This is a genomic window from Jannaschia sp. M317, assembly GCF_025141175.1.
Classification (GTDB): domain Bacteria; phylum Pseudomonadota; class Alphaproteobacteria; order Rhodobacterales; family Rhodobacteraceae; genus Jannaschia.
The window spans coordinates 867,975-881,700 of sequence record NZ_CP081155.1 but is presented as its reverse complement, the minus strand read 5'-3'; the positions used below and the strand labels follow the sequence as shown (position 1 = coordinate 881,700).

At 67.5% G+C, this 13,726-nt stretch carries 12 protein-coding genes; 10 read left to right on the top strand and 2 right to left on the bottom strand.

Going from position 1 to position 13,726, the window contains the following annotated elements; translation table 11 throughout:
• The first annotated feature begins 20 nt into the window (after positions 1-20).
• From purH to K3551_RS04590, 10 genes are all read left to right on the top strand, one after another.
• Complete coding sequence (gene purH / locus K3551_RS04635; RefSeq protein ID WP_259918077.1) at positions 21-1,595, top strand: bifunctional phosphoribosylaminoimidazolecarboxamide formyltransferase/IMP cyclohydrolase; 1,575 nt, start codon at positions 21-23, stop codon at positions 1,593-1,595.
• On the top strand, positions 1,595-2,062 hold the full coding sequence (gene lspA, locus K3551_RS04630) for a signal peptidase II (RefSeq protein ID WP_259918076.1): 468 nt from the start codon (positions 1,595-1,597) through the stop codon (positions 2,060-2,062). The genes purH and lspA overlap by 1 nt, the downstream gene beginning before the upstream one ends.
• A gap of 52 nt (positions 2,063-2,114) precedes the next feature.
• A complete protein-coding gene (locus K3551_RS04625; protein WP_259918075.1) occupies positions 2,115-2,627 on the top strand; it encodes a DUF3035 domain-containing protein in 513 nt (170 codons plus the stop codon).
• The gene (locus K3551_RS04620) at positions 2,624-3,007 is read left to right on the top strand and encodes a Rid family hydrolase (RefSeq protein WP_259918074.1); all 384 of its coding nucleotides are present in this window, start codon (positions 2,624-2,626) and stop codon (positions 3,005-3,007) included. Before K3551_RS04625 ends, K3551_RS04620 begins: the two co-directional genes overlap by 4 nt.
• A 73-nt stretch (positions 3,008-3,080) precedes the next feature.
• Positions 3,081-4,436, top strand: coding sequence for a pitrilysin family protein (locus tag K3551_RS04615; protein ID WP_259918073.1), 1,356 nt, complete (start codon positions 3,081-3,083; stop codon positions 4,434-4,436).
• A complete protein-coding gene (locus K3551_RS04610) occupies positions 4,433-5,755 on the top strand; it encodes a pitrilysin family protein (RefSeq protein WP_259918072.1) in 1,323 nt (440 codons plus the stop codon). Before K3551_RS04615 ends, K3551_RS04610 begins: the two co-directional genes overlap by 4 nt.
• Before the next feature lie 75 nt (positions 5,756-5,830).
• Entirely contained in the window at positions 5,831-7,642 is a 1,812-nt protein-coding gene (mutL, locus tag K3551_RS04605) for a DNA mismatch repair endonuclease MutL (protein WP_259918071.1), read from the top strand.
• A complete protein-coding gene (locus K3551_RS04600) occupies positions 7,639-8,667 on the top strand; it encodes a DNA recombination protein RmuC (RefSeq protein WP_259918070.1) in 1,029 nt (342 codons plus the stop codon). The genes mutL and K3551_RS04600 overlap by 4 nt, the downstream gene beginning before the upstream one ends.
• 42 nt (positions 8,668-8,709) lie before the next feature.
• A complete protein-coding gene (gene rnr / locus K3551_RS04595; protein ID WP_259918068.1) occupies positions 8,710-10,938 on the top strand; it encodes a ribonuclease R in 2,229 nt (742 codons plus the stop codon).
• A gap of 38 nt (positions 10,939-10,976) precedes the next feature.
• Complete coding sequence (locus K3551_RS04590; RefSeq protein WP_259918067.1) at positions 10,977-12,200, top strand: lytic murein transglycosylase; 1,224 nt, start codon at positions 10,977-10,979, stop codon at positions 12,198-12,200.
• Positions 12,201-12,304: 104 nt separating this feature from the next.
• Here the strand turns inward: K3551_RS04590 and K3551_RS04585 are convergent, their stop codons facing one another.
• Both K3551_RS04585 and K3551_RS04580 read right to left on the bottom strand, forming a co-directional pair.
• On the bottom strand, positions 12,305-13,027 hold the full coding sequence (locus K3551_RS04585; protein ID WP_259918065.1) for a methyl-accepting chemotaxis protein: 723 nt from the start codon (positions 13,025-13,027) through the stop codon (positions 12,305-12,307).
• Positions 13,024-13,716 (bottom strand): methyl-accepting chemotaxis protein, encoded by a 693-nt coding sequence (locus K3551_RS04580; protein ID WP_259918063.1) that lies wholly within the window; start codon positions 13,714-13,716, stop codon positions 13,024-13,026. Before K3551_RS04580 ends, K3551_RS04585 begins: the two co-directional genes overlap by 4 nt.
• Between the last annotated feature and the right edge of the window lie 10 nt (positions 13,717-13,726).

Here is a 13,726-nt window from a genome sequence, read left to right as displayed (position 1 = left end):
GACCGCTCAAGGATTAGCTCATGACCCTCGTCCCGCTGAAACGCGCCCTGATCTCCGTCTCCGACAAGGGGGGGCTGATCGAACTGGGACAAGCCTTGGCCGCGCGCGGGGTGGAGTTGTTGTCCACCGGGGGATCCGCCGCGGCACTGCGCGACGCCGGGCTGACCGTGCGCGACGTCTCCGAGGTGACAGGATCGCCCGAGATGATGGACGGCCGGGTCAAGACGCTGCACCCCAAGATCCACGGCGGCCTGCTGGCGCTGCGCGACAACCCGGACCACGCCGCCGCGATGGAGGAGCATGGGATTGGCGGCATCGACCTGCTGGTCGTGAACCTCTATCCGTTCGAGGCGACGGTCGCGTCGGGTGCCGATGAGGCGACCTGCATCGAGAACATCGACATCGGCGGCCCCGCCATGATCCGGGCCGGGGCCAAGAACCAGGCCTTTACCTGCGTGGTCACCGACCCGGAGGATTACGCCGCCCTGCTGGCCGAGCTGGACGCAAACGACGGGGCCACCACGCTGACCTTCCGCCAACGGCAATCGGCCCGCGCCTATGGCCGCACCGCCGCATATGACGCCGCCGTGTCCACCTGGATGGCCCGGTTCGAAGACACGCCCCGCCGTGTCGCCGCCGCCGCAACGTTGGCCCAGCCGCTGCGCTACGGCGAAAACCCGCATCAGGGTGCCGCGTTCTATACCGATGGCACCGACCGGCCCGGCGTCGCCACCGCGACCCAGCATCAGGGCAAGGCGCTCAGCTACAACAACATCAACGACACCGACGCGGCGTTCGAACTGGTGGCCGAATTCACCGAAGGCCCCGCCGTCGCGATCATCAAACACGCCAATCCCTGCGGCGTCGCCACCGGCGCCACCTTTGCCGAGGCCTACGGGCGCGCCTTCGACTGCGACCGCACCTCCGCCTTTGGCGGCATCATCGCCCTGAACGGCACGCTGGACGAGGATACGGCAAAGGCCATCACCGGCATCTTTACCGAGGTCGTCATCGCCCCCGACGCGACCGAGGCCGCCAAGCAGGTCTTTGCCGCCAAGAAAAACCTGCGCCTGCTGACCACCGGGTCCCTGCCCGACCCGCGCACCGCGCGGCGAATGATGAAGCAGGTCGCTGGCGGCTGGCTGGTGCAGGATCAGGACACAGGTTTCGTGCCCGACGGTGATTTGACCGTGGTGACCAAACTGGCCCCGACCGAGGCGCAGCTGGCCGACCTGCGGCTGGCCTGGACCGTGGCCAAACACGTCAAGTCGAACGCGATCATCTACGCCAAGGACGGCGCGACGGTGGGCATCGGCGCGGGACAGATGAGCCGGGTCGACAGCTCGCGCATTGCCGCGCGCAAGGCCGAGGAACTGGCCCAGATCACCGGCCTGTCGCAGTCCGCCGCCGTGGGGTCCGCCGTGGCCTCGGACGCGTTCTTTCCCTTTGCCGACGGTCTGCTGGCCGCGGCGGAGGCGGGTGCCACCTGCGTCATCCAGCCGGGTGGGTCGATGCGCGACGCCGAGGTCATTGCCGCCGCCGACGAGGCCGGTCTGGCCATGGTCTTCACCGGCATGCGGCACTTCCGTCACTGATGCGGGGGCTTTGGATCTCCGCTCTGGCGGCCTTTCTGGTCGATCAGCTGTCCAAGGTCATCGTGGTCCACACGCTGAACCTGAAGGAGATCCTGTTCCTGCCGGTCGCCCCGCCTTTCCTGACCTTTCGCATGGGTTGGAACGAGGGGGTCAACTTCGGCCTGTTCTCGGGCGCGGGGGCGCGGTGGTTCCTGATCGCGCTGGCGGTGGTGATCTCTGCCGCGCTGATCCATTGGGCGCGCAGCTTCGACAGACCCATCGCGCGGATCGCCGCCGGTCTGGTCGTGGGCGGGGCGCTGGCCAATGCCCTCGACCGGGTGATTTACGGGGCCGTGGCGGATTTCCTGAACATGTCGTGTTGCGGCATCAACAATCCTTTTGCGTTCAACCTGGCCGATGTCTTCATCTTTGCGGGGGCTTTCGGACTTGTGATCTGGGGCGAGACGCGGACCAAGAACACCCCGTGACCCCGGCGCGCCGACGCGCTAAACGGGGGGCACCTGACGAACGGAGGGGATCATGATCGGACGGATCGGCCTGGGCCTTTTGGCGGCGCTGACGCTTTCTGCCTGCGAGCGAGAGAACCCGACCCTGTTCAACCTGCGCTCCGCTGACCGGACGCCGGATGAATTCGCGATCCTGCCGACCAAGCCGCTCGAAACCCCTGCGGATCTGGCCGCCTTGCCGACACCCACGCCCGGCGGCGTCAACCGCACCGACCGCGCGCCACAGGCCGAGGCCATCGTGGCGCTTGGCGGCAACCCCGACCGGGGGATCGGCGTGGACGGCGCGCTGGTCGCCGCCGTGTCGCGCTATGGCGTCGGCGGCAACATCCGCGATCAGCTGGCCGCCGAAGACCTGGAGTTCCGCCGCAAGAACGACGGTCGTCTGCTGGAACGCGTGTTCAACGTGAACCGCTATTTCGACAGCTACGAAGTACAATCCCTCGATCAGCACGCCGAGTTGGAGCGTCTGCGCCGCGCCGGCGTGCGCACCGTGGCCGCCCCGCCCGACCCGGAACGGTTGGAGTGATCCTGCGCCAGCGCGTCCGCTCCGGTTATGCGGGCGAAGACAGCTACGGCTATTCCCGCGCTGTGCGCGTCGGAAATCAGGTCTGGGTGTCCGGCACGACGGCACGCGGGCCCGCGTTGACCGGCGATGCCGAGGCGCAGTTTCGCGACATTCTGACGATCGTGGCACAGGCGCTGACCGATGCGGGGGCCTGTCTCGACGACGTCGTGCGGTCCACCGTCTACATCCGCGAACTGGCCCGCGACGAATACGCAATCGCGCGCCTTCACGCCCAGGCCTTTGCCCGCGCCCTTCCCGCATCGACCATCGTGCAGGTCACAGGGCTCAGCCCCGAGAGCGCCCTGGTCGAGCTGGAAGTCACCGCGGTGACGCAGGCGTGAGCGCCTCAGCGATTGAAATCGCCCGCCGACCCCGTATCTGCTGTTGAACGCAACCGAACTCCGGAGGTGTCCCTTGCGCCTGACGCTCCTCGCCGCGCTCGCCACGTTCGTGGCCGCGCCCCTGTTTGCCCAGACCGGCGACGACACGGTCACGACCTTCACCCTGCCCAACGGCATGGACGCCATCGTGATCGAGGATCACCGCGCCCCGGTGGTGGTTCACATGGTCTGGTACAACGTCGGTGCCGCCGATGAGCCGCCGGGAAAATCCGGCATCGCGCATTTCCTGGAACACCTGATGTTCAAAGGCACCGACGACCTGGAACCCGGCGAGTTCAGCAAGATCGTCGAGGCGCAGGGTGGATCCGACAACGCCTTCACCAGCCAGGATTACACCGGATATTTTCAACGCGTCGCCGCCGATCGCCTGGGCCTGATGATGCAGTTGGAGGCCGACCGGATGCGCGACCTCGTGCTCGACGATGCCGACATGCTGACCGAACGCGACGTGGTGGAGGAGGAGCGCGCCCAGCGCACCGACAGCAATCCGGGTGCCCTGTTCGGCGAACAACGCGCGGCGGTGCAATACCTCAACCACCCCTACGGCATCCCGATCATCGGCTGGAAGCACGAGGTTTCAGAGCTGACGCTGCAGGACGCGCTCGACTTCTACGCGGAATTCTATGCCCCCAACAACGCGACGCTGATCGTCGCGGGCGACGTCGATCCCGCAGATGTCGAGGCGCTGGCGCTGGAACACTACGGCCCGCTGGAACCGACCCCGGGTCTTGGCCCCCGAACCCGCCCGTCGGAGCCGCCGCAGATCGCGCCGCGCCGTCTCAGCTTTGCCGATGACCGGGTGTCGAATCCCTATGTCATCCGCACCTATCTGGCCCCGGAACGCGACCCCGGCGCACAACAGGAGGCCGCCGCCCTGACCATGCTGGCGCAGGTGCTGGGCGGCTCGTCGCAGACCTCGCTGATGGGGCGGGTGCTGGAGCAGGAAGAGGGCAGCGCGCTCTATACCTCCGCCTTCTATTCGGGCACGTCCTACGACGACACGACCTTTGGCCTGGTCGTCATTCCGACGCCGGATCGCACGCTGGAACAGGCCGAGGCCGATATGGACCGGATGATCCGGACCTTGCTGGCCGATGGCATCGATGCCAGCCAGCTTGACCGTATCAAGGCCCAGGTCCGCGCCTCCGAGATATTTGGCCGCGACAGCCTGCAGGGACGTGCGCGCAATTACGGGGTGGCGATCACCAGTGGGCTGACCGTTCAGGACGTGCAGGACTGGCCCCGCATCCTGGAGGCCGTGACCGAAGAGGATATCCTGGCCGCCGCTGCCCGCGTTTTCGACATGAACCGTTCCGTCACCGGATACCTGAAACGGCCCGAAGCCGCGACCGAGGAGGTTAGCCAATGACCCTGATCATCCGATCTCTGATCGTTCTGGCCCTGACCATCCTGCCCCTGCGCGCACTCGCGGCAGTAGAAATACAGGAAGTCACGTCGCCCGGTGGCATCACCGCCTGGCTGGTCGAGGAACCATCGATCCCCTTCGTGGCCTTCGACATCCGCTTCAAGGGCGGGGCCAATCTGGACGCGCCCGGAAAACGCGGCGCGACCAACCTGATGATGGCGCTGTTGGAGGAAGGGGCCGAGGACATGGACGCCCGCGCCTTCGCCGAGGCGCAAGAGGGACTGGCCGCAGGTTTCGGCTTTGAGGCCTACAACGACAGCGTCTCCGTGACCGCCTCCGTGCTGACGGAAAACCGGGTCAAAGCCCTGGACCTGCTGCGGGCGGCCCTTACTGCGCCACGGTTTGATCAGGACGCCATCGATCGGGTCCGTGACCAGGTCATCGCCGTCATCGAACAAGACAGCCGTGATCCCCAGGACATCGCCTCGGCCAGGATGAACGCGCTGGCCTACCCCGATCATCCCTACGGCTCCGTTCTGGAAGGGTCGCGCGAAGAGGTCATGGGCCTGAGCCGCGACGACCTGCTGGCGGCCCATGCCAACGCGTTGACCCGTGACCGTGTTTTCGTGGGCGTCACCGGTGACATCACCGCCGCCGAATTGGGGCCCCTTCTGGACCGATTGCTGGGCGACCTGCCGGCCTCGGGTACGGCTGACGTGGCTGCCGCGGACTATGCGCTCGATGGCGGCGTGACCGTGGTGGACTACCCCTCGCCGCAATCCGTCGTTCTGTTCGGGCATCAGGGCATCCCCCGCGATGATCCTGATTTCTTTGCGGCCTTCGTGATGAACCACATCCTTGGCGGGTCGGGGTTCGCGTCCAAGTTGATGGAAGAGGTGCGCGAGAAACGCGGACTGACTTACGGCATCGGCAGCTTTCTGGTGCCCCGCGATCACGCGGCTCAGTATCTGGGGCAATTCTCCTCTTCGAACGAAAAGACGGCAGAGGCGGTGCAGATCGTTCGCGACATCTGGGCGGATGTTGCCGCGAACGGCGTCGGTGCAGACAAGCTCGACGCGGCCAAGACCTATCTGACCGGGGCCTACCCGCTGCGATTCGATGGCAATGCGAATATTGCCGGTATCCTGGTGGGAATGCAGATGCAGGATCTGGGCCTCGACTACATCGCGACCCGCAACGACAAGGTGGCCGCCGTGACCGAGGCCGACATCCAACGGGTTGCTGCGCGCATCCTGCTGCCGGACCAGCTGCATTTCGTCGTCGTGGGGCAGCCCGAAGGCGTGTCGACAGGCGGGCTCTGACGCGGCCCCGTAGGGCGGGGTTCACGCCGCCCGCCCCCTTTCCGACTCGGGCGGGCCCATGCTACCTGTTGGGGCATGGGCGCACCTGACCGCAACATATCCCCCCCGCGCATTCGTCAGTTGGACGAAGGTGCCATAAATCGCATCGCCGCAGGCGAGGTGGTCGAACGGCCAGCCAGTGCCGTAAAGGAGCTGGTGGAAAACGCGCTGGACGCGCAGGCCAGCCGCATCACCATCGACATCGCAGACGGTGGGCGCACCCTGATCCGCGTCACCGACGACGGCCATGGCATCAGATCCGACGACCTGCCGCTGGCCCTGTCGCGTCATGCCACCAGCAAGATCGACGGCAGCGATCTGCTCAATATCCACAGCTTTGGCTTTCGGGGCGAGGCGCTGCCCTCGTTGGGGGCGGTCGGGCGGCTGACCATCACCAGCCGCGCGGCGGGGTCCGACGGGGCCACGTCGATCCACGTCTCGGGCGGGCGGGTCGCGCCGCCCAAGCCCGCCGCCTTGCGCCTGGGCACCGTGGTCGAGCTGCGCGACCTGTTCCACGCCACCCCGGCCCGGTTGAAGTTCCTGAAGACCGAGCGCGCGGAAACCATGGCCGTCACCGACGCAATCCGCCGCCTTGCCATGGCGGAGCCCGCCGTCGCGTTCCACCTGCGCGACCTGTCCGATGGTGGCGACCGGACCCTGTTTCGCGCCGATGCCGCCAGCAGCGCGGCAGACCGCCTGGCCACGGTCCTGGGCCGTGACTTCATAGACAATGCCATGGTCGTCGATGCCGAACGAGACGGCTTCCGCCTGACCGGCCACGCCGCCCTGCCAACCTATTCGCGTGGCAACGCAGTCCAGCAGTATCTCTACGTCAACGGCCGCCCGGTCCGGGACCGCATGCTGACCGGCGCGTTGCGCGGGGCCTACATGGACGTGCTGGCCCGCGACCGCCACGCCGTCGCCGTCCTGCACGTGACCTGCGATCCGACGCTGGTCGACTGCAACGTGCACCCTGCCAAGACAGAGGTCCGGTTCCGGGATGCCGGGATCGTGCGGGGGCTGATCGTATCGGGGCTGCGCCATGCATTGGCCGGGTCCGGTCACCGCGCGGCCAGCACCGTGGCCGGGGCCACGCTGGGGGCCATGCGCCCGGAACGCCCGACCGCGCCCGTCTATCAGATGGACCGGCCCAGCCTTGGCGCGCGCAGCGCCGCCTATACCGCGCAGGCCCCCTCCGCTACGGTCGACATCCCTGGCCTGGCCGAAGCCTCTGCCCGCGTCGAACCAGAAACCGCTACGGACACGCCCGCAGGCTACCTTGGCACCGCCCGCGCGCAGCTCCACGAGAATTACATCGTGGCCCAGACCGACACCGGCATGGTGTTGATCGATCAGCACGCCGCCCATGAACGCCTCGTCTATGAACGGCTCAAGGCCCAGTCCCGCGCCCATGGCGTCACGGCCCAGGCCCTGCTGATCCCCGAAGTCATCGAGGTCGGGGCCATGGCCGACCGCCTGCTGTCGCTGGACCTGTCGCGTTTGGGTCTGGCATTGGACGCATTCGGTCCCGGCACGGTCGCCGTGCGCGAAACGCCTGCGATCCTGGGCGCGGTTTCGGCCCGCGCCCTGCTTACCGACATCATCGAAGAGCTGGAGGAGGAGGACGACGCCGATCCGCTGTCCTTGCAATCGAAGGTCGATGCCATCCTCAGCCGCATGGCCTGCCACGGCTCCATCCGGTCGGGCCGCCGCATGTCGGCCCCCGAAATGAACGCCCTGCTGCGCGAGATGGAGGCGACGCCGATGTCCGGCCAATGCAATCACGGCCGCCCGACTTACGTGGAATTGGCGCTGTCGGACATCGAACGTCTGTTCGGACGCACATGACGCTGGACCTGGCCGATCCCCTTGTGCTGGGCGGGATCATCGGGGGCGGGATCGTCCTGTTGTTGATTGTCATGCTGTTGTTGATGTCCGCGCGCCTGCGCGATCTCAGCCAAACGCAAGCGCATCTCAGCGGTAGTCTGTCTGCCGTGGTCGAGGCGCAGCGCCGGGGCGAGGCGCAGGTGGGCCACGCGCTTAACGACACGGCCACGCGCACCGCACAGACGTTGGGGGCCCTGCACCAAAGGCTTGCCACCATCGACGCGGCACAGGCCAAGATCGAGGCGCTGTCAGGCGACGTGCTGGGCCTGCAGGACATCCTGTCCAACAAACAGACACGCGGGGCCTTTGGCGAAATCCAGCTGCGGGACCTGGTGTCCAAGACCCTGCCGCCGGACGGTTTCACCTGGCAGGCAACCCTGTCGAACGGACGCCGCGCCGACTGCCTGATCCATATGCCCGACCCGCCCGGACCCCTGGTCATCGACGCCAAATTTCCGCTGGAGGCCTATGAGGCGCTGATCGCCGACCCGTCCCAGGCCACCCGCACCGCCTTTCGCGCCAGCCTGCGCACCCATATCCGTGCCATCGCCGATCGCTACATCCTGCCCGGCGAGACGGCCGAGGGGGCCTGCCTGTTCCTGCCGTCCGAGGCGATCTATGCGGAATTGCACGCCAACCATCCCGAGATCGTGCGCGAAGGTTTTGCCGCCCGTGTCTGGATCGTCTCGCCGACCACGACCATGGCCACGCTGAACACGCTGCGCGCGATCCTCAAGGACCATCGGATGCGCGAACAGGCGGGCGAGATACGCCGCGCCCTGGCCACCCTGCACCGCGACGTCGAGTTGATCGTGGAACGCGCCGCCAAGCTGGAGACGCATTTCGACCAGGCCCGCCGCGACGTCGAAGGCATCGCCACCGCGGCTGAACGGGCGGGCAAGCGGGCCGAGCGGCTCGACACCTTCGATTTCGGCGAGGATCCGGCCCCCGCGCCGCGGCTGGCCCCCGTCATCCGGCGCGGCTGACGGCCCTGTGCGCCGCGCCCCGTGCGTGCTACGTCCCCGAGCATGAGCCAGATCCCCACCAAATCGGACATCCTGCAATGGATCTCCGACAATCCCGCCCTCACCTCCAAGCGCGACATCGCCAAGGCCTTTGGCATCAAGGGGGCTGCGCGGATCGACCTGAAACGCGTCCTGCGGGAGCTGGAGGACGAGGGCCACTTGACCAAGCGCAAACGGTCCTATGACGACCCGAACCGCCTGCCGCCGGTCTCGGTCCTGAAAGTGACCGAGGTGGACGCGGACGGCGACCTTTTCGCCGAGCCGCCTGAATGGACGGGCGACGCACCCACGCCCCGCGCCCTGTTCATGCCCAAGGATGGCGACCCGGCGCTGGCCCCCGGCGACCGCATCCTGGCCCGCCTGACCGAGGTTGACGGCGAGGATCACAGCCATCAGGCGCGTCTGATCCGACGCATCGGCACAGGTCCGCGTCGCACCGTCGGCGTGTATCGCGCAGGGTCCGAAGGCGGGCGGATGCTGCCGGTCGACAAGGGCAATGACCGCGAATGGATCATCGGCGCAGGCGACACCGGCGGGGCACGCGACGGCGAGCTGGTCGAAGCCGAAGTCGGCAAGGGCCGCACCCGCCTGGGCTTGCCCCGCGCCAGGATCGTCACGCGTCTGGGCGACCCCGGTGCGGCCAAGGCCGTGTCGCTGATCGCGATCCACCAACACGGGTTGCGCGATGCCTTCCCCGACGAGGCCGTGGCCGAGGCCGAGGCGGCGCAGCCCCCCGCACTGGGCAGCCGGACCGATCTGCGTGATCTGCCGCTGATCACCATCGACCCGTCGGACGCGCGTGACCATGACGATGCCTGTTATGCCCATGCCGATGACGATCCCGCCAATCCCGGTGGCTATGTGGTTTGGGTCGCCATCGCCGATGTCGCCGCCTACGTCACACCGAATTCCGCCCTGGACCGCGAAGCGCGGGAGCGGGGCAATTCCACCTACTTCCCGGACCGCGTGGTGCCGATGCTGCCAGATGCGCTGTCGGGCGATCTTTGTTCGCTGCACGAAGGTGTTGACCGCGCCTGTCTGGCCGTGCGGATGGTGTTCAACGAACAGGGCGAAAAGGTCGCGCATCGCTTTCATCGGGGCCTCATGCGTTCCCCGGCATCGCTGCACTACGAAGAGGTGCAGGCCGCCATCGACGGCACCCCGAACGACCGCACCGCGCCCTTGCTGGACGACGTGCTGCGCCCGCTCTATGCCGCCTATGCCACGCTCAAGATCGCGCGCGCGCGGCGCCAGCCGCTGGACCTGGACCTGCCGGAACGCAAGATTGTGCTGGACGACGACGGCACGGTCACTTCGGTGGCTTTCCGCGACCGTCTCGACGCGCACCGCCTGATCGAAGAGTTCATGATCGCCGCCAACGTTGCCGCCGCCGAGGAGTTGGAGCGTCTGCGTACGCCGCTGCTCTACCGCGTCCACGAAGAGCCGCCGGAGGACAAGCTGGACAGCTTGCGCGAAACCGCCAAGGCCTCTGGCTTCGCGCTGGCCAAGGGGCAGGTGATGCGGCCTGCGACCCTGAACAAGCTGCTGCACGATGCCGCCGAGACGGAGCTGTCGGAACTGATCTCCATGTCCACTCTCCGCGCCATGACGCAGGCCTACTACGGCCCGCAGAACATGGGGCATTTCGGACTGGCGCTGCGCAGCTACGCGCATTTCACCTCTCCTATCCGTCGCTATGCCGACCTGATCGTGCATCGCGCCTTGATCACCGCGCATGGCTGGGGCGATGACGGGCTGTCGACTTGGGACATTGAGCATCTGGAGGCGACGGCCAAGCTGATATCCGAGGCCGAACGCCGCTCGATGATCGCCGAACGGGACACCAACGACCGCTACCTCGCCGCCTTCCTCGCCGACAAGATCGGGGCAGAGTTCACGGGCCGCGTCTCGGGCGTGCAAAGCTTCGGCGCCTTCGTGCGCCTGGACGAGACGGGGGCCGACGGCTTGATCCCCGTCCGGTCGCTGGGGGCGGAATTCTTCCGCTTCGACCGCGACGAACAGACCCTGACAGGCACCGACACGGGCACGGAGATCGGCCTCGGCCAACGCGTCACCGTCCGTCTGGCCGAAGCCGCGCCGGTCAGCGGCGGGCTGGTGGTCGAGCTGGTCGCCATCGACGGTGAACCCATGCGCAGGCGCGCCAATGCGCCTACGCGCAAGGGCTTCGGCAAGAAGAAGAAACTGCGCAAGGCTCCGCGCAAGCGCCGCTAGGGGGTGGCGCGGGGCGGGGTGTCGGATAGGCTTGCCGGATGATCCGCTCCCTCCTCCTCCTGCTGGCCTTGACCGGGCCCGTTCTGGCCCAGGCCCCCGACACCTCTGCGCGGCCCGCGCCGCGCGGCACCCCGCCACCCGTCAGCGATTTTGCCAGTTGGCTGGACGGATTTCGCGCCCGGGCCGAGGCGCAGGGCATCCGCCCTGCGACGGTGGACAGCGCGCTGGCCGACATCCGGTTCCTGCCCGACGTCATCCGCCGTGACCGGTCGCAGAACGAATTCACCAAGACGCTTTGGGCCTATCTGGACACCGCCGTCAGTGATTTGCGCGTGACGAACGGCCGCCGCGCATTGGCCCGCCACGCAAAAACCCTGTCCGCGATCGAAGCACGCCACGGCGTTCCCGCCGAAATCGTCGTGGCCATCTGGGGGTTGGAAAGCAGCTATGGGGCCGTGCGGGGCGGCACATCCACCCTGTCGGCCCTGGCCACCCTGGCGTTCGACCCGCGCCGGGCGGAGTTTTTCGAACAACAACTTCTCGACGCCCTGCGCATCCTCGATGCGGGCGATACCAGCGCCGCGCGCCTGCGCGGCAGTTGGGCGGGTGCCATGGGCCATACGCAGTTCATGCCAACCAGCTTTCTGGCGCATGCCCAGGACTGGACCGGGGACGGGCGGCGCGACATCTGGGGTGACGATCCGCGCGATGCGCTGGCCTCGACCGCTGCCTATCTGGCCGCGAATGGCTGGATCGCCGGCCTGCCCTGGGGGACAGAGGTGACCCTGCCCGACGGGTTCGACTACCGCCTGACCGGCGAACGTGTGACCAGACCCACTGCCGATTGGCAGACGCTGGGCGTGCGGGCCACCACCGGATCGTTGCCGGGGACAGACGCGCTTTCGATCCGGGTTCCTGCCGGGCACGAAGGCGCCGCCTTTGCCACGACCGCCAATTTCCGCGTGCTTGAGACCTATAACACCGCCGACGCCTACGTGATTGCCGTCGGGCATCTGGCCGACCGCATTGCCGGTGGCCCCCCGATTCGCGCCGGCTTCCCACGCCAGGATCGCGCGCTGACGTTCGAGGAACGGGTAGAGATGCAGCGCCTGCTGGCCGACCGTGGCTTTGACCCCGAAAAGTTCGACGGCCTCGTAGGCCCCCTTACGTTGGACGCGATCCAACGGTGGCAGGCCGCCACAGGCCTGGTACCCGACGGATATGTCGATCCCGATCTGTTGGCCCGACTGCGCGACGGCTGACGTGTTCGACGGCTGCACGTTTGCGCGCATCCTGTCACGCGGGGCGACTTCGGGACTGCACCGCATCCCGTAGATGCGTCCAGATCTTTTTGCGATCATGGCCGCTAGTCATCGTCCTCCTGACGCAACTGTTCCCGCGTGTGACGCACCACGTCCGAGGCGCGGGTCGACAGCTCTCGTACGTTTTCGGCGATCAAACCGAACACGCGCCCGGTCTCGCCGCCCGAACGCGCCGCCTCTACGGCCGCGTTGATGGAAATCATCCGAACCGTCCGCCCGATCCGATCCATCTCATCGCACATGGCCGCCACCGACGCGGTACGCTGCGCCAGCGCCGCCTCTCGCTGGGCCATGCGCGCCCATTCACGCGTGATGAGAACGGTCATGATCTGCTGCACGGCGGGGACTGCGTGGTCCGTGACGGCCCAGACGAACTCCTGTGCCGCATCCAGGGTGGGGGCCTCACCGTTCATCGCCGCGTGCTGCAGGGTGCGGGCCAGATCCTCCCGCGCGGACCGGCATGCTGTCCCGGTGTCGCGCATGTGGGGGTCCAGCGCGCTGGCCTGACGGTGGCAGGCGGTCGCGTTCTCGGACAGGTGCACCTGCGCGCGCCGCCGCTCCGCCGCGTCCTGAGCCGTGGCCGCGACCATCGCCAACCCACCGCAAAGCCCCAGCCGCGACCGCAGCCGCCCAAGCAAGGTGACGACGCCACCCAAGGTGCCCAGATCCACATCCGAATCGTCTTCGGCCCTGTCACGGCGCTTGGTATCTGCGCCGCCGCTGACGACCGTCGCCGAGCCCAGGCCGAGATGGTCGGGTGCCATCATTGGATCCGTCTCGCGGCATCTTCGGTCAGCCGGATCTTGGTCTGTTCCAACAAGTCCGCCGACTGCAGCGCCAGATCGCGCACTTCGGTCGCGATCACCTGAAAGGTCCGGCCAGAGGCCCCGCCCGCGCGCGCCGCCTCGACAGAAGCGTTGATGGCGATCAAACCGATGGTGCGGCCAATTCGGGACATTTCGGCCAACATGCCATCGACCAGGGCCGCCTTGTCGGACATCGCGCGGCTGTCGTCTTCGCGGGCGGCATTGGCCATGGACCCAAGATGCGCCATCATCCCGGACATCGCAGGCACGGCATCCTTGCGGGCCTGATGGGCCAGGGCCCGCGCGTCTTGCAGGGTGAAGTCCACCCGATCGTCCGGCAGCGCCTCCAACGCGATGCGAAACGCATGGACCCGTTCGCGGTCGGCGGCAACCTCGGCGATATCGGCCACAAAGGGGCAACGTTCCCGGTTGCGACGGATCGCGGCCAGGAAACCCTGCCGCTCGGTCAGGAATTCGTCGGCATAGGCCGCACGTTCCCCCGCCTCGGCGCTGGCCCAAAGGACAGCCAGCATCCCGCAATTCAACGCCGTTCCGCGCAGCGATGCCGACAGCGTGGCCGCCTCTTCCAGGGCTTCGACAGAGATCTTGGTCGGGTGGCGAGCGCGGTTGAGCGCGGCGGCAGGGGGCATTGGCAAGGCT